The sequence below is a fragment of the Streptomyces sp. NPDC005004 genome, assembly GCF_053600675.1.
This window is the reverse complement of the sequence record NZ_JBSGAH010000006.1, coordinates 1-16,751: the sequence shown is the minus strand read 5'-3', so window position 1 is coordinate 16,751 and position 16,751 is coordinate 1. Positions and strand designations below refer to the sequence as shown.

13 protein-coding genes and 1 tRNA gene are annotated in these 16,751 nt (G+C 67.2%); 1 reads left to right on the top strand and 13 read right to left on the bottom strand.

The window, feature by feature from the left end:
- Position 1: 1 nt before the first annotated feature.
- From rpsG to ACWEEU_RS09605, 13 genes are all read right to left on the bottom strand, one after another.
- Entirely contained in the window at positions 2-472 is a 471-nt protein-coding gene (rpsG, locus tag ACWEEU_RS09665) for a 30S ribosomal protein S7 (RefSeq protein ID WP_003992340.1), read from the bottom strand.
- Positions 473-474: 2 nt separating this feature from the next.
- Entirely contained in the window at positions 475-846 is a 372-nt protein-coding gene (gene rpsL, locus ACWEEU_RS09660; protein WP_003948652.1) for a 30S ribosomal protein S12, read from the bottom strand.
- A 327-nt stretch (positions 847-1,173) separates the two neighbouring features.
- Positions 1,174-1,710: a DUF1707 and DUF4190 domain-containing protein gene (locus tag ACWEEU_RS09655; RefSeq protein ID WP_385741544.1), complete on the bottom strand. Its 537-nt coding sequence runs from the start codon at positions 1,708-1,710 to the stop codon at positions 1,174-1,176.
- A 147-nt stretch (positions 1,711-1,857) separates the two neighbouring features.
- Positions 1,858-5,757, bottom strand: a complete 3,900-nt coding sequence (locus ACWEEU_RS09650) for a DNA-directed RNA polymerase subunit beta' (protein WP_385741541.1) — start codon at positions 5,755-5,757, stop codon at positions 1,858-1,860.
- Positions 5,758-5,867: 110 nt separating this feature from the next.
- Positions 5,868-9,353: a DNA-directed RNA polymerase subunit beta gene (rpoB, locus tag ACWEEU_RS09645; RefSeq protein ID WP_385741538.1), complete on the bottom strand. Its 3,486-nt coding sequence runs from the start codon at positions 9,351-9,353 to the stop codon at positions 5,868-5,870.
- 571 nt (positions 9,354-9,924) lie between these two features.
- The gene (rplL, locus tag ACWEEU_RS09640; protein WP_385741535.1) at positions 9,925-10,308 is read right to left on the bottom strand and encodes a 50S ribosomal protein L7/L12; all 384 of its coding nucleotides are present in this window, start codon (positions 10,306-10,308) and stop codon (positions 9,925-9,927) included.
- Between the two features lie 117 nt (positions 10,309-10,425).
- Positions 10,426-10,956: a 50S ribosomal protein L10 gene (gene rplJ, locus ACWEEU_RS09635; protein ID WP_199586251.1), complete on the bottom strand. Its 531-nt coding sequence runs from the start codon at positions 10,954-10,956 to the stop codon at positions 10,426-10,428.
- Positions 10,957-11,290: 334 nt separating this feature from the next.
- Positions 11,291-12,193 carry a hypothetical protein gene (locus ACWEEU_RS09630; protein ID WP_451730515.1) on the bottom strand — a complete coding sequence of 301 codons (903 nt, stop codon included), beginning with the start codon at positions 12,191-12,193 and terminating at the stop codon, positions 11,291-11,293.
- Positions 12,194-12,361: 168 nt separating this feature from the next.
- Entirely contained in the window at positions 12,362-13,093 is a 732-nt protein-coding gene (gene rplA, locus ACWEEU_RS09625; RefSeq protein ID WP_385741529.1) for a 50S ribosomal protein L1, read from the bottom strand.
- 97 nt (positions 13,094-13,190) lie between these two features.
- Positions 13,191-13,625: a 50S ribosomal protein L11 gene (rplK, locus tag ACWEEU_RS09620; protein ID WP_018543896.1), complete on the bottom strand. Its 435-nt coding sequence runs from the start codon at positions 13,623-13,625 to the stop codon at positions 13,191-13,193.
- A 178-nt stretch (positions 13,626-13,803) separates the two neighbouring features.
- Positions 13,804-14,640 carry a transcription termination/antitermination protein NusG gene (gene nusG / locus ACWEEU_RS09615; RefSeq protein WP_385741526.1) on the bottom strand — a complete coding sequence of 279 codons (837 nt, stop codon included), beginning with the start codon at positions 14,638-14,640 and terminating at the stop codon, positions 13,804-13,806.
- An 80-nt stretch (positions 14,641-14,720) separates the two neighbouring features.
- Positions 14,721-14,999, bottom strand: a complete 279-nt coding sequence (secE, locus tag ACWEEU_RS09610; RefSeq protein ID WP_199586257.1) for a preprotein translocase subunit SecE — start codon at positions 14,997-14,999, stop codon at positions 14,721-14,723.
- A gap of 107 nt (positions 15,000-15,106) precedes the next feature.
- A tRNA-Trp gene (locus ACWEEU_RS09605) sits at positions 15,107-15,179 on the bottom strand.
- Between the two features lie 260 nt (positions 15,180-15,439).
- On the opposite strand from ACWEEU_RS09605, the gene ACWEEU_RS09600 reads away from it, so the two are divergent.
- Positions 15,440-16,666: a pyridoxal phosphate-dependent aminotransferase gene (locus ACWEEU_RS09600; RefSeq protein WP_385741523.1), complete on the top strand. Its 1,227-nt coding sequence runs from the start codon at positions 15,440-15,442 to the stop codon at positions 16,664-16,666.
- Positions 16,667-16,751 lie beyond the last annotated feature (85 nt).

Below are 16,751 nucleotides of genomic sequence, written 5' to 3'. Positions count from 1 at the left end.
ACTACCAGCGGTAGTGCGCGAAGGCCTTGTTGGACTCGGCCATCTTGTGCGTGTCCTCGCGCTTCTTGACGGCCGCACCGAGGCCGTTCGAAGCGTCGAGAAGCTCGTTGAGCAGACGCTCGGTCATCGTCTTCTCGCGACGGGCGCGGGAGTAACCGACGAGCCAGCGCAGCGCGAGCGTGTTGGCGCGACCGGGCTTGACCTCGATCGGCACCTGGTACGTCGCACCGCCGACGCGGCGGGACTTGACCTCGAGGGTCGGCTTGATGTTCTCCAGCGCGCGCTTCAGCGTGATGATCGGGTCGTTGCCCGTCTTCTCACGCAGACCCTCCATGGCGCCGTAGACGATGCGCTCGGCGGTGGAGCGCTTGCCGTTCAGCAGCACCTTGTTGATGAGGGAGGTCACCAGAGGAGAACCGTAGACCGGGTCGATGATGACCGGGCGCTTCGGGGCGGGGCCCTTACGAGGCATTCTTACTTCTCCTTCTTGGCGCCGTAGCGGCTGCGGGCCTGCTTGCGGTTCTTGACACCCTGGGTGTCGAGCGAACCGCGGATGATCTTGTAGCGAACACCCGGCAGGTCCTTCACACGGCCGCCGCGCACGAGCACGATGGAGTGCTCCTGCAGGTTGTGTCCCTCACCCGGAATGTAGGCCGTGACCTCGATGCCGCTGGTCAGACGCACACGCGCGACCTTACGCAGGGCCGAGTTCGGCTTCTTCGGGGTGGTCGTGAACACACGCGTGCAGACGCCGCGACGCTGAGGGGAACCCTCGAGTGCGGGCGTCTTGTTCTTCTCGACCTTGTCCTGCCGGCCCTTACGGACCAGCTGCTGGATCGTAGGCACTACTTCTCCGGTTTCTGTGTGCCGAATGGTGAAGCTAACCTGGAACTACGCCGACCCACGCGGTCGGGTGTGTCGAACCCGCCAGACTTCCACCGCAAGGGAGGAAGGGCGCGGATTGCGATGGCCGGTGACGGCTCGCCGCGCGGTCGAAGGCACGCACGGGAGCCAGGGCACACCCCAGGCACAAGGTATGAGCGTACCTACCGCACGGACTTCGGTCAAAACAAATGCGGGGCACCCGCACGTGACCGACGGAACATGTCAAGTCCCCCGGCCGCGAGTGCCCGGGGATTTCACATGCCGGACACCCGTGGACACTCGCGCGGTTCAGGTTCCCGCGGCGGCCGCCACGATGAGCAGCAGCCAGAACACGCTCCAGCCGGCCGCCGACAGCCAGCCCATGACCAGCCCGATCAGCGCGAGCCCGTCGCCGTCCTCGCCGGTGCGCCGGATCTCGCCGCGCGCGGTGTGACCCAGCACGATCGCCGGGATGCCGGTGAGACCGGCGGTCAGCAGGCACAGCAGCCCGCAGACGGCGGCCCCGACCGCCTTGCCGTTGGTCCCCGGCCGCGGGGGCGGCAGAAAGGCCGGCGGGACGGGTCCGAGGGCCGTCTGCTGCGATGCGGGGCCATGAGGCAGGTCGGCCACCACCAGCGCCAGTTCGCCCACCGTACGGGCCGCGTAGGCCCGCTCCACGCGCCGGTCGAACTCCCCCTTGTCCAGCCGCCCCTCGCCGTACCCGGCGCGCAGCACGTCCACGGTGCGCTCCCGGTCGGCGTGCGAGGCCAGCAGGAACGCCGGACCACTGCCCGGAACCGGTCCCGGCACCCGGCCGTTCCCCTGCCACCACGACGGATACGACACGGAGCACCTCCCGAAACCCCCGGCGGAGTCCCTCCATGATGCGCCCGATCGCCCCATCCCGGGCGGAAATGCCCGGACCCGGCGTCAGCCGGACAACGCCGAAGGGCGGCACCCCCCGTGGAGGGTGCCGCCCTTCGAACTGCTCGCTTACTGGTTGTACGGACCGTAGTCGTAGTCCTCCAGCGGCACGGCCTGGCCGGAACCGGCGCCGAACGGCGAGTAGTCGATGTCGTCGTAGCCGACGGCCGAGTACATCGCGGCCTTGGCCTCCTCGGTCGGCTCGACCCGGATGTTGCGGTAGCGGGACAGACCCGTACCGGCCGGGATGAGCTTACCGATGATGACGTTCTCCTTGAGGCCGATCAGGGAGTCGGACTTGGCGTTGATCGCCGCGTCCGTCAGAACCCTGGTCGTCTCCTGGAAGGAGGCCGCGGACAGCCACGACTCCGTCGCCAGCGACGCCTTGGTGATACCCATCAGCTGCGGACGACCGGAGGCCGGGTGACCGCCCTCCTGGACCACACGACGGTTCTCGTGCTCGAACTTCGAGCGCTCGACCAGCTCGCCGGGCAGCAGCTCGGCGTCGCCGGACTCGATGATCGTCACGCGGCGGAGCATCTGCCGGATGATGATCTCGATGTGCTTGTCGTGGATCGACACGCCCTGCGAGTTGTACACCTTCTGGACCTCGCCGACCAGGTGGACCTGGACGGCACGCTGACCCAGGATGCGCAGCACGTCGTGCGGGTTGGTGGCACCCACGGTGAGCTGCTGGCCCACCTCGACGTGCTCGCCCTCGCGGACCAGGACCTTGGCGCGCTTGGAGATCGGGAACGCCGTCTCGTCGCTGCCGTCGTCCGGGGTGACGACCAGCTTCTTGGTCTTCTCGGTCTCCTCGATCCGCACGCGGCCGGAGGCCTCGGAGATCGGGGCGACACCCTTCGGGGTACGGGCCTCGAAGAGCTCGACGACACGGGGCAGACCCTGGGTGATGTCGTCACCGGCCACACCACCGGTGTGGAAGGTACGCATCGTGAGCTGGGTACCGGGCTCACCGATGGACTGGGCGGCGATGATGCCGACCGCCTCACCGATGTCGACCAGCTTGCCGGTGGCGAGCGAACGGCCGTAGCACATCGCGCAGGTGCCGACGGCGGACTCGCAGGTCAGGACCGAGCGGGTCTTGACCTCCTCGACGCCGTTCTTGACCAGCTCGTCGATGAGCACGTCGCCCAGGTCGGTACCGGCCGGGGCCAGCACCTTGCCGTCGACGACGATGTCCTCGGCGAGGCAGCGCGCGTACACGGACGTCTCGACGTTGTCCGCCTTGCGCAGCACACCGTCGGCGCCGCGTTCGGCGATCGACAGCTTGAGGCCGCGCTCGGTGCCGCAGTCCTCCTCGCGGATGATGACGTCCTGCGAGACGTCCACCAGACGACGGGTCAGGTAACCCGAGTCGGCGGTACGCAGGGCGGTGTCCGCCAGACCCTTACGGGCACCGTGCGTGGAGATGAAGTACTCCAGCACGGACAGGCCCTCACGGAAGGACGCCTTGATCGGACGCGGGATGGTCTCGTTCTTGGCGTTCGACACCAGACCACGCATACCGGCGATCTGCCGCATCTGCATCATGTTTCCTCGGGCACCCGAGTCAACCATCATGAAGATGGGGTTCGTCTTGGGGAAGTTCTCGTTCATCGCCTCGGCAACCTCGTTGGTCGCCTTGGTCCAGATGTTGATGAGCTCCTGAGTGCGCTCTTCCTTGGTGATGAGACCGCGCTCGTACTGCTTCTGGACCTTCTCGTCCTGCGCCTCGTAGCCCTTGACGATCTCCTTCTTCGCCTCGGGAACGACGACGTCGGAGATGGCCACGGTGACACCGGAACGGGTCGCCCAGAAGAAGCCCGCCGCCTTCAGGTTGTCGAGCGTCGCCGCCACGATGACCTTGGGGTAGCGCTCGGCCAGGTCGTTGACGATCTCGGAGAGCTGCTTCTTGCCCACCGAGTAGTCGACGAACGGGTAGTCCTCGGGCAGCAGCTCGTTGAAGAGCGCGCGGCCCAGGGTGGTGCGCAGACGGAACGAGTCCCCCTGCTGCCACTCGGGCTCGCCCTCCTCGCGCGCCGGCGGCGTCCAGCCACGCGGCGGGATGGTGCCCACCGGGAAGCGGATGTCGATCGGCGACTGCAGGGCCAGCTCGCCGGCGTCGAACGCCATGATCGCCTCGGCCGTGGAGCCGAACGCGCGGCCCTCGCCCTTGGTGTCACGCAGTTCGCCGTCGGTGGTGAGGAAGAACAGACCGAGGACCATGTCCTGGGTCGGCATCGTCACCGGACGGCCGTCGGCGGGCTTGAGGATGTTGTTCGAGGACAGCATCAGGATGCGGGCCTCGGCCTGCGCCTCCGCGGACAGCGGCAGGTGCACGGCCATCTGGTCACCGTCGAAGTCCGCGTTGAACGCGGTGCAGACGAGCGGGTGGATCTGGATGGCCTTGCCCTCGACCAGCTGCGGCTCGAAGGCCTGGATGCCGAGGCGGTGCAGGGTGGGAGCACGGTTCAGCAGAACCGGGTGCTCGGCGATGACCTCTTCGAGGACGTCGTACACGACCGTGCGGCCGCGCTCCACCATGCGCTTGGCGCTCTTGATGTTCTGCGCGTGGTTCAGGTCGACCAGGCGCTTCATCACGAACGGCTTGAAGAGCTCCAGCGCCATGGCCTTGGGCAGACCGCACTGGTGCAGCTTCAGCTGCGGGCCGACGACGATGACGGAACGCGCCGAGTAGTCGACTCGCTTGCCGAGCAGGTTCTGACGGAAACGACCCTGCTTGCCCTTGAGCATGTCGCTCAGGGACTTCAGCGGGCGGTTGCCGGGACCGGTGACCGGGCGACCACGACGACCGTTGTCGAAGAGGGCGTCAACAGCCTCCTGAAGCATGCGCTTCTCGTTGTTGACGATGATCTCCGGAGCACCCAGGTCGAGCAGGCGCTTCAGACGGTTGTTGCGGTTGATCACACGGCGGTACAGGTCGTTCAGGTCGGAGGTCGCGAAGCGGCCACCGTCGAGCTGCACCATCGGACGCAGGTCCGGCGGGATGACCGGCACGCAGTCGAGCACCATGCCCTTGGGGCTGTTGCTGGTCTGCAGGAACGCGGAGACGACCTTGAGGCGCTTGAGCGCACGGGTCTTCTTCTGGCCCTTGCCGGTGCGGATGATCTCGCGGAGCTTCTCGGCCTCCTCCTCGAGGTCGAAGGACTCCAGGCGCTTCTGCAGCGCCGCGGCACCCATCGAACCGTCGAAGTACGTGCCGAAGCGGTCACGCAGCTCGCGGTAGAGCAGCTCGTCGCCCTCGAGGTCCTGGACCTTGAGGTTCTTGAAGCGGTTCCACACCTCGTCGAGGCGGTCGATCTCGCGCTGCGCGCGGTCGCGGAGCTGCTTCATCTCGCGCTCGGCACCCTCGCGCACCTTGCGGCGCACGTCGGCCTTGGCACCCTCGGCCTCGAGCTCGGCCAGGTCGGTCTCGAGCTTCTTGGCGCGGGCCTCGAGGTCGGCGTCGCGGCGGTTCTCGATCTGCTGACGCTCGACGGAGACGTGAGCCTCCAGCGAGGGCAGGTCGCGCTGACGGCGCTCCTCGTCGACGTACGTGATCATGTACGCGGCGAAGTAGATGACCTTCTCGAGGTCCTTCGGGGCGAGGTCGAGCAGGTAGCCCAGACGCGACGGAACGCCCTTGAAGTACCAGATGTGGGTGACGGGAGCGGCGAGCTCGATGTGGCCCATCCGCTCACGGCGCACCTTGGCGCGCGTGACCTCGACGCCACAGCGCTCACAGATGATGCCCTTGAAGCGGACGCGCTTGTACTTGCCGCAGTAGCACTCCCAGTCCCGGGTCGGACCGAAGATCTTCTCGCAGAAGAGTCCGTCCTTTTCGGGCTTGAGCGTGCGGTAGTTGATGGTCTCCGGCTTCTTGACCTCGCCGTGGCTCCACTGACGGATGTCGTCAGCGGTGGCCAGACCGATCCGGAGCTCGTCGAAGAAGTTGACGTCGAGCACTATGCGTCAATCCCTCTCAGGGTTGTGAGTCATGGGGTCTGAAACGGGGGTCCTGGGGCCGGCCGGGGGCTTGGTTCCTTGCGGGACCGAGCCCCCGTACCGGACTCCCGTCAGACCTCTTCGACGCTGCTCGGCTCGCGCCGGGACAGGTCGATACCGAGCTCCTCCGCAGCGCGGAAGACGTCCTCGTCGGTGTCGCGCATCTCGATGGACATGCCGTCCGAGGACAGCACCTCCACGTTGAGGCACAGGGACTGCATCTCCTTGATGAGCACCTTGAAGGACTCGGGGATGCCGGGCTCGGGGATGTTCTCGCCCTTGACGATGGCCTCGTAGACCTTCACGCGGCCGGTGACGTCGTCGGACTTGATGGTCAGCAGCTCCTGGAGGGCGTAGGCGGCGCCGTAAGCCTCGAGCGCCCACACCTCCATCTCACCGAAGCGCTGGCCACCGAACTGAGCCTTACCACCCAGCGGCTGCTGGGTGATCATCGAGTACGGACCGGTCGAGCGCGCGTGCAGCTTGTCGTCGACCAGGTGGTGCAGCTTGAGGATGTACATGTAGCCGACCGAGATCGGGTCCGGGAACGGCTCACCGCTGCGGCCGTCGAACAGCCGCGCCTTGCCGGTCGGGAGCACCATGCGCTCGCCGTCCCGGTTCGGGATGGTGTGCTGCAGCAGACCCGCCAGCTCGTCCTCACGGGCACCGTCGAAGACCGGGGTGGCGACGTTGGTGCCGGGCTCGACCTGGTCGGCGCCGATGGCCTGCAGACGCTGAGCCCACTCCTCCGCGAGGCCGGAGACGTCCCAGCCGCGGCTGGCGAGCCAGCCGAGGTGGATCTCCAGGACCTGTCCCGGGTTCATTCGGGACGGGACACCCAGCGGGTTGAGGATGATGTCGACCGGGGTGCCGTCCTCGAGGAACGGCATGTCCTCGATCGGGTTGATCTTGGAGATGACACCCTTGTTGCCGTGGCGGCCGGCGAGCTTGTCACCGTCGGTGATCTTGCGCTTCTGCGCGACGTAGACGCGGACGAGCTGGTTGACGCCCGGGGGCAGCTCGTCGCCCTCTTCGCGGTCGAAGACGCGGACACCGATGATCTTGCCGGTCTCGCCGTGCGGCACCTTCAGGGAGGTGTCGCGGACCTCGCGGGCCTTCTCACCGAAGATCGCGCGGAGCAGACGCTCCTCCGGGGTCAGCTCGGTCTCACCCTTGGGCGTGACCTTGCCGACGAGGATGTCGCCCGCGGTGACCTCGGCGCCGATGCGGATGATGCCGCGCTCGTCGAGGTCGGCGAGGACCTCCTCGGAGACGTTCGGGATGTCCCGGGTGATCTCCTCGGGGCCGAGCTTGGTGTCACGGGCGTCGACCTCGTGCTCCTCGATGTGGATCGAGGAGAGGACGTCGTCCTGCACGAGGCGCTGCGACAGGATGATCGCGTCCTCGTAGTTGTGACCCTCCCACGGCATGAACGCCACGAGCAGGTTCTTGCCCAGGGCCATCTCGCCGTTCTCGGTGGCCGGACCGTCGGCCAGGACCTGGCCTTCGATGATCCGGTCACCCTCGTTGACGATGACCTTCTGGTTGACCGACGTGCCCTGGTTGGAGCGCGAGAACTTGTGCAGGCGGTACGTGATGTACGTGCCGTCGTCGTTGGCGGTCGTGACGTAGTCCGCGGAGACCTCCTGGACCACACCCGCCTTCTCGGCCTTGACCACGTCGCCGGCGTCGACGGCGGAGCGGTACTCCATGCCGGTGCCGACGAGCGGGGCCTCGCTCTTGATGAGCGGCACGGCCTGACGCATCATGTTCGCGCCCATGAGGGCACGGTTGGCGTCGTCGTGCTCGAGGAACGGGATCATGGCGGTCGCGACCGACACCATCTGGCGCGGCGAGACGTCCATGTAGTCGACCTCGTCACCGGGGACGTAGTCGACCTCGCCGCCACGACGGCGGACCAGGACGCGGGACTCCTCGAACCGCATGTCGTCGTTGAGCGTGGCGTTGGCCTGCGCGATGACGAATCGGTCCTCTTCGTCGGCCGTCAGGTAGTCCACCTCGTCGGTGACCTGACCGTCGACGACCTTGCGGTACGGCGTCTCGACGAAACCGAACGCGTTGACCCGGCCGTAGGAGGCGAGCGAGCCGATCAGACCGATGTTCGGGCCTTCGGGCGTCTCGATCGGGCACATGCGGCCGTAGTGCGAGGGGTGCACGTCACGGACCTCGAAGCCGGCCCGCTCGCGGGAGAGACCACCCGGACCAAGAGCCGACAGACGGCGCTTGTGGGTGAGACCCGACAGCGGGTTGTTCTGGTCCATGAACTGCGACAGCTGGCTGGTGCCGAAGAACTCCTTGATGGAGGCGACGACCGGCCGGATGTTGATCAGGGTCTGCGGCGTGATCGCCTCGACGTCCTGGGTGGTCATGCGCTCGCGCACGACGCGCTCCATACGAGCCAGACCCGTGCGGACCTGGTTCTGGATGAGCTCGCCGACGCTGCGCAGACGACGGTTGCCGAAGTGGTCGATGTCGTCGGTCTCGACGACGATCGACTGGCCGCTGTCGCCGACCGTCTCGGTCTCACCGGCGTGCAGCTTCACCAGGTACTTGATCGTCGAGATGATGTCCTCGACGGTCAGGATGCCCGCGTCCAGCGGAGCGTCCGCACCCAGCTTCTTGTTGACCTTGTAGCGGCCGACCTTGGCCAGGTCGTAGCGCTTGGGGTTGAAGTACAGGTTCTCGAGCAGCGTCTGCGCGGCCTCGCGCGTGGGGGGCTCGCCCGGACGCAGCTTGCGGTAGATGTCCAGCAGCGCGTCGTCCTGGCCCTGGGTGTGGTCCTTCTCCAGGGTGGCGCGCATCGACTCGTACTCGCCGAACTCCTCGAGGATCTGCTCGGTGGTCCAGCCGAGCGCCTTGAGCAGGACGGTGACCGACTGCTTGCGCTTGCGGTCGATGCGGACACCGACCATGTCGCGCTTGTCGATCTCCATCTCCAGCCAGGCACCCCGGGACGGGATGATCTTGGCGGAGTAGATGTCCTTGTCGGACGTCTTGTCGATGGAGGAGTCGAAGTAGACACCGGGAGAACGGACGAGCTGCGACACCACGACACGCTCGGTGCCGTTGATGACGAAGGTGCCCTTGTTCGTCATGAGCGGGAAGTCGCCCATGAAGACGGTCTGGGACTTGATCTCGCCGGTCTCGTTGTTGGTGAACTCAGCCGTGACGAAGAGCGGAGCGGCGTACGTGAAGTCGCGGTCCTTGCACTCGTCGATGGAGTTCTTCGGCGGCTCGAAGCGGTGGTCGCGGAACGTCAGCGACATCGACCCGGAGAAGTCCTCGATCGGGGAGATCTCCTCGAAGATCTCCTCCAGACCGGACTTGGTGGGGACGTCCTGACCGTTCTCGAGAGCCTTCTCGACGCGAGCCTTCCAGGCGTCGTTGCCGAGCAGCCAGTCGAAGCTCTCGGTCTGGAGCGCGAGAAGGTTCGGAACCTCGAGGGGCTCCTTGATCTTTGCAAAGGAGATGCGCAGCGGGGCGGTGCTGGCGCCGTTGTTCGTATTCGCGGTCGAGGCAGTGCGCGAGGCGGCCAAGAGGGGGTCCTTCCGAGGGCTCGGACTCACTACGCGCGTACCGGCCCCTCTCCCAGCGGCGAGACGGAAAACCCCAGGTCAGGGAAGTTCGGCCGTCGGTGCTCGGGTGAGGGCAGACCCCTGGTGACGGGCAGGGGACAGCTAACAGGCAGCGCAAAGGGTCAGTGTAGCCACTTGGCACACTGATGTCCAGTCCCGCTTTCGCAGACCCTTCGTCTTTCTCAACGCCCTCGTCTTCGACGCCCTCGGCATGTTGCCCTCAACGCACGTTGATACTGCCCTCTTCGCCGTCGATCCATGCCTCGGATTCGGATCGTTGTGACGACGCGTCCTGAGAATTGCGCGCTGCGTGCGGTTCGTCAAGGCCCCCCAGCCGGAACGGAGCCGTCCGGAGACACAACGATGATCACCATACCCCCCGCCACCACGAGTGCAAGGCAACCGTGGTCCCCCTCCGGACACGCCGAAGAGCGACCACCCGGATGGATGATCGCTCTTCGGTGCGTTCGCGTTACAGACCCTCTCGGGCCGCAATCAGCGCGCTGTGAGGTTCGCTGAACCCCGTGAGGTCTTACTTGACCTCGACGGAGGCACCGGCGCCCTTGAGGGCCTCGGCGGCCTTGTCAGCGGCCTCCTTGTTGACCTTCTCGAGGACCGGCTTCGGGGTGCCGTCGACGAGGTCCTTGGCCTCCTTCAGACCCAGGGAGGTCAGCTCGCGCACGACCTTGATGACCTGGATCTTCTTCTCGCCGGCGCCGGTGAGGATGACGTCGAACTCGTCCTGCTCCTCAGCGGCCTCGGCCGGGGCACCGGCGACGGCCGGGCCGGCGACGGCGACGGCAGCGGCGGCGGTGACGTCGAACTTGTCCTCGAAGGCCTTCACGAACTCGGAGAGCTCGATGAGGGTCATCTCCTCGAACTGGGCCAGCAGCTCGTCCTGGGTGAGCTTCGCCATGATGGCGGTCCTTCCACTAATTCGGCAGGTGCCGGATGTACTGGGTGAGGCGGGCGTACTTAGGGCCCGCTGCGACCCTCGCCGCGTCAGGCGGCCAGGATCAGAAAGCGAGCCGAATTACTCGGCACCGCCCTGCTCGGCCTGCTTGGCGCGAAGGGCGTCCACGGTGCGGACGAGCTTCGACGGCAGCGCCTGGAAGAGCTGAGCAGCCTGAGACTGCTTGCCCTTGAAGGCACCGGCCAGCTTGCTGAGCAGAACCTCGCGGGACTCGAGGTCCGCAAGCTTCTTGATCTCGTCGGCGGTCATCGCCTTGCCGTCAAGGACACCGCCCTTGATGACGAGATTCGGGTTGTCCTTGGCGAAGTCACGGAGACCCTTCGCCGACTCCACCGGGTCACCGGTGACGAAGGCGACAGCCGTCGGACCAGCGAAGAGCTGGTCGTCCAGCGTGATCCCGGCCTCGTTGGCCGCAATCTTGGTCAGCGTGTTCTTCACCACGGCGTACTGGGCGTTCTCACCGAGCGACCGGCGCAGCGTCTTGAGCTGCGCCACGGTGAGACCGCGGTACTCGGTCAGCACGGCGGCGTTGGAGCTGCGGAACTTGTCCGTCAGCTCGGCAACCGCGGCAGCCTTGTCGGGCGTCGCCATAGAGCCTCGGCCTCCTTCCGGGTGATTCTGACCGCGCGGACCCGAAGGAGGACTTGCAAAACGAAACGCCCCGGCGCAGGCGCTCGGGGCGGACTCGACCGGCCGCACACGCGTGAGCGCGTCTGCTCCGGGAGTTCTTCCACAATCACCTGCGCGGGTCGCCCACTTTTCAGTAGGTCCTTCGGCCACCGGGCGCTCATTACAGCGCACGGCAACGACCAGCGGTCTTTGGCTTCTCCGAGAGAGTACGGGACCGGGGCACCGTCGAGCAAATCGGTGCCCTCCGGACCCCGGGACCCGCGCGTCTCAGGACATGGCGGTCGGGACGGGACGGTCAGGACGTGACGCCGCCGCCGGCCGTCGTGGCCTTCATGAGGTCCTTGAAGTCCTTGGTGTCGCCCGCCGCGGGCGCCTCGGCCGTGACCTTCACGCCGTAGTCGCTGTAGTGGGCGGTGCTGACCATCGTGCCGTTCGCCGTCTTCGCCCGCTCGACCTTCTTGACCAGCAGGTTCTTGCCGTCCAGCCAGACGTCGATGGTCTCGGTGGTGACGCCGGCCTGCCTCAGCTCGCTCTTGAGGTCGGAGAGCTGCGAGGCCGTCAGACCGCTGTTCTTGCGGGCCAGGGCGGCGATGTCCACGGTGCCCGCGTAGTGCGTCGTGGCGGTGCCGTCCACCTTCTCCTCGCCGACCTTCTTCACGTCGCCGGAGGCGAGCAGCAGCTTCACCGACTGGTTTGGGGAGCTGTGCCGGACCTGGTCCTGGAGGTAGGCGGTCGAGCCACGGCCGCCCAGCTTGGCGAGGTCCGCGTAGCCGTACCTGACCCAGTGCTTGCCGCCGTTCTGCTTGGCGAAGGCGTCGCTCATCCGGGAGTAGAAGGCGTCCGGCAGATAGCGGGCCTCGGAGGAGGCGGAACCGGCCTTGCGCATCAGCTCGGCCATGTCGCCGCCGGTGTAGGTGATGGTCATCTCACCGCGCATACCGTCGCCCCAGGCGAGGGCACCGTCGGCGGAGGTGTCCATGAGCTTGCCGAGGCTCATGGTGGAGCGCACCTTGGCGGACTCCGCCCGGTCGGTCGACTTGTCCGCGGCGCGCAGCGCGGCGATCGGGCTCACCGACACGGCGTCGTGCGACGCCTTGCCGCCCTTCCCGTCGTCCTGGGCGCCGCAGGCGGCCACCCCGGACAGCGCGGCGGCGACGGCGGCCGCGAGGGCCGTACGGCGGACGGTCGTGCTCTGCATGTGTTCCCCACCCCTTGATGTGTTGTCGTGTCCGCACCGTAGCGCGGAGCACCGACAGCGCGCGCACGGAAAAGGCGCACGGAAAAAAGGACGGACCCCGCCACCTCACGGTTGCGGGGTCCGCCCTGCTGACGCGTCACCGACGCGGCTGCCTCACGAGCCTGGGGCTCAGACGGCGGCCGGGTCCTCCTCGACGAGGAGGTTGCGGGTGCGGTTGGGGTCGACCTGGATGCCGGGGCCCATCGTGGTGCTGACGGCGGCCTTCTTGATGTAGCGACCCTTGGCGGCGGACGGCTTCAGACGGAGGATCTCCTCCAGCGCGGCGCCGTAGTTCTCCACCAGCTTGGTGTCGTCGAAGGACGTCTTGCCGATGATGAAGTGCAGGTTCGAGTGCTTGTCGACGCGGAACTCGATCTTGCCGCCCTTGATCTCGGACACGGCCTTGGCCACGTCCGGGGTCACGGTGCCGGTCTTCGGGTTCGGCATCAGACCACGCGGGCCGAGGACGCGGCCGAGGCGGCCGACCTTGCCCATGAGGTCCGGGGTGGCGACGACGGCGTCGAACTCGTTCAGGCGGTTGCCCTTGGAGATCTCGTCGATCAGCTCGTCGGAGCCGACGATGTCGGCGCCCGCGGCACGCGCGGCCTCGGCACGGTCGCCGGTCGCGAAGACCAGGACCCGGGCGGTCTTACCGGTGCCGTGCGGAAGGTTCACGGTGCCACGGACCATCTGGTCGGCCTTGCGCGGGTCGACACCCAGGCGGAAGGCGACCTCGACGGTGCCGTCGAACTTGGTCGTGGAGGTCTCCTTGGCGAGACGGACGGCCTCGAGCGGGGCGTACAGCTTCTCCCGGTCGACCTTGGCGTCCGCAGCGCGGAGAGCCTTGCTGCGCTTGCTCACAACTGCTCCTGTGTGTTCTGGGAAAGGAGTCGTGGTACGGGCCGAGCAGGCCCTGCCACGTGCGGCCGGTCGTGGCCGCATGACTGCTAGGGGGTGATCAGCCCTCGACCGTGATGCCCATGGAACGGGCGGTGCCGGCGATGATCTTCGACGCGGCGTCCAGGTCGTTGGCGTTCAGGTCGGGCATCTTGGTCGTGGCGATCTCGCGGACCTGCGCCTCGGTGATCTTGGCGACCTTGGTCTTGTGCGGCTCGCCGGAGCCCTTCTCGACACCCGCGGCCTTGAGGATCATCTTGGCGGCCGGCGGAGTCTTGGTCACGAAGGTGAAGGAACGGTCCTCGTAGACCGTGATCTCCACCGGGATGACCCAGCCACGCTGCGACTCGGTCGCGGCGTTGTAGGCCTTGCAGAACTCCATGATGTTGACGCCGTGCTGACCGAGCGCGGGGCCGACCGGCGGAGCCGGGTTCGCCGCACCGGCGTTGATCTGGAGCTTGATAAGCCCCGTGACCTTCTTCTTCTTGGGAGGCATAGCTCTCCGGGTCCTTTCGATTCGGGTCCTGCCCGCGCCCGGGGAACCACCCGGATGCAGGCATACCGCACAACGATAACGGGTATAGATGCGCGGCTAAAAACCGAGCAGGTCAGACGTGCTGCGAGAGCTCGTCTGACCTGCCCGGAAGCGTGTGCCCAGCGGGAACCGGCGAGTGCTAGTTCTTCTGGATCTGGTCGAAGCTCAGCTCGACCGGGGTCTCGCGGCCGAAGATCTCGACGAGGCCCTTGACCTTCTTCGAGTCGGCGTTGATCTCGTTGATCGTGGCCTGGAGGGTGGCGAAGGGGCCGTCGGTGACGGTGACCGAGTCGCCGACCTCGAAGTCCAGGACCTGGACCTCGACCTTGCGCTGCGGGGCGGGCTTGCCCTCGGCCTCGGCGGCCTCGCGGGCGGCCTTCTCCTCGGCCTCCGGGGCGAGCATCTTGACGATCTCGTCCAGGGTCAGCGGGTACGGGTCGTAGGCGTTGCCGACGAAGCCGGTGACGCCGGGGGTGTTGCGGACGACGCCCCAGGACTCGTTCGTCAGGTCCATGCGGACCAGGACGTAACCCGGCAGCTTGTTCTGCTTGATCGTCTTGCGGTCGCCGTTCTTGATCTGGACGACCTCTTCCTGCGGCACCTCGGCCTGGAAGATGTAGTCCTCGACGTTCAGCGAGACGGCGCGCTGCTCCAGGTTGGTCTTCACGCGGTTCTCGTAACCGGCGTAGGTGTGGATGACGTACCACTCGCCGGGGAGCGTGCGCAGTTCCTCGCGGAGTGCGACGACCGGGTCGACGGGCTCGGTCTCTTCCTCGGCCTCGACGACGTCGTCGGCCACCTCGGCGACCGCCTCGGCCTCGTCCTCGACGTGCACGGCGGCCACCTCGGCCGGCTCGCCCGCCTCTTCCTCGGCAGCCTCGAACTCGTCCCGCTCGTCCGCGCCCTCGACGATGTCGAGCTCGTCGTCGACCGTCTCGTCCGGCTCGATGGCGTCGTTCAGGTTCGGGTCAGACACGATGGCTGCTTCTTCCTGGATACATAGGGGTGGAACATGCGAAAACGGGCGCCGGTACCACGGCGCCCTTCGCTTTAGGCTCAGCCGAAAACGTACTTGGCCGCGTGGTTGAGCCCATAGTCAATCACGGTCACCAGGGCGATCATGACGGCAACGAAGACGATCACCACGGTGGTGTAGGACGTCAGCTGGTTGCGCGTGGGCCAGACGACTTTGCGGAGTTCCGCGACGACTTGGCGGTAGAAGATCGCGAGGCGCTTCAGCGGGCCCTTCTTGGCGCGCTTGCCACCCTTGCGGGGCTTCTTCTGCAGCTCGTCCTGAGCATCAGGCGTGTCGATGGAGCCCACGGCGTCCGTCATGCGTCCTCACCTGATCCCGGGTCGTGGCCGTGCCGCGCCCGGTTCCTGAGCCGCACGGCGGTGCATTGCAGTACGTACATGCGCACACATCCTGGCGGTGTGTGTAGCAGGGCCGGAGGGACTTGAACCCCCAACCGCCGGTTTTGGAGACCGGTGCTCTACCAATTGAGCTACGACCCTTTGTGTGCTCCCCAACGTACCGCATCCGACCGAGTGCCCGGTGTGCACCGGCCGTGCGAGGCCGCTGGAGGCCAACGAGGTGTGAGTGTACGTGGTCCGGGGCCCGGCGTCGAACAGAAAGTGCCTGACCGGGTACCGCGCGGCGGTGATCGTCCTGGCCGGGGCCCGGATTCGGACACCGGTTCTGCCGTGGACCGGTTGCCGTTCAGTCTGTGAAACCCGTGTACCCGGGGCGTTTCGGGTCTGGAACGATGGGCCCCATGAGCGCTGCAAACCCTCCCACCGAGCGCCGGGTCTCCGCCCGAGTCGGCGCGATCTCCGAGTCCGCCACCCTCGCCGTGGACGCCAAGGCCAAGGCCCTCAAGGCCGCCGGACGTCCGGTGATCGGCTTCGGCGCCGGTGAGCCCGACTTCCCGACCCCGGACTACATCGTCGAGGCGGCCGTCGAGGCGTGCAGGAACCCCCGGTTCCACCGCTACACCCCGGCGGGCGGCCTGCCCGAGCTGAAGACCGCCATCGCCGCGAAGACGCTGCGCGACTCCGGCTACGAGGTCGACCCGTCCCAGATCCTCGTGACCAACGGCGGCAAGCAGGCCATCTACGAGGCGTTCGCCGCGATCCTCGACCCGGGCGACGAGGTCATCGTCCCGGCGCCGTACTGGACCACGTACCCGGAGTCGATCCGGCTCGCGGGCGGTGTCCCGGTGGAGGTCGTGGCCGACGAGACCACGGGCTACCGCGTCACCGTCGAGCAGTTGGAGGCGGCGCGCACGGAGAAGACCAAGGTCGTCCTCTTCGTCTCCCCGTCCAACCCGACCGGCGCCGTGTACTCCGAGTCCGAGGCCGAGGCGATCGGCCGCTGGGCCGTCGAGCACGGCCTGTGGGTCCTGACCGACGAGATCTACGAGCACCTGGTCTACGGCGACGCGACCTTCACCTCGCTGCCGGCCATCCTGCCCGAGCTGCGCGACAAGTGCGTCGTGGTCAACGGCGTCGCCAAGACCTACGCCATGACCGGCTGGCGGGTGGGCTGGGTGATCGGCCCGAAGGACGTGATCAAGGCCGCGACCAACCTCCAGTCGCACGCCACCTCGAACGTCTCCAACGTGGCCCAGGCGGCCGCCCTCGCCGCCGTCTCCGGCGACCTGGACGCGGTGGCGACGATGCGCGAGGCCTTCGACCGGCGCCGCAAGACGATCGTGCGGATGCTCAACGAGATCGACGGCGTGGTCTGCCCGGAGCCCGAGGGCGCCTTCTACGTCTACCCGTCGGTCAAGGCGCTGCTCGGCAAGGAGATCCGGGGCCGGCGCCCCAAGGACTCGGTCGAGCTGGCCGCGCTGATCCTGGACGAGGCCGAGGTCGCGGTGGTGCCGGGCGAGGCGTTCGGCACGCCGGGTTATCTGCGGCTGTCCTACGCGCTGGGCGACGAGGACCTCGTCGAGGGCGTGAGCCGGCTGCAGAAGCTGCTCGCGGAGGCGCGGGACTGAGGTTCCTCCTCCGAAGCGGAGTCCGCCGGAGGCACCCGTCAGCCGGTCCACCAGGTCCAGCCAGCCCTTCTCCAGCCGTTCCATC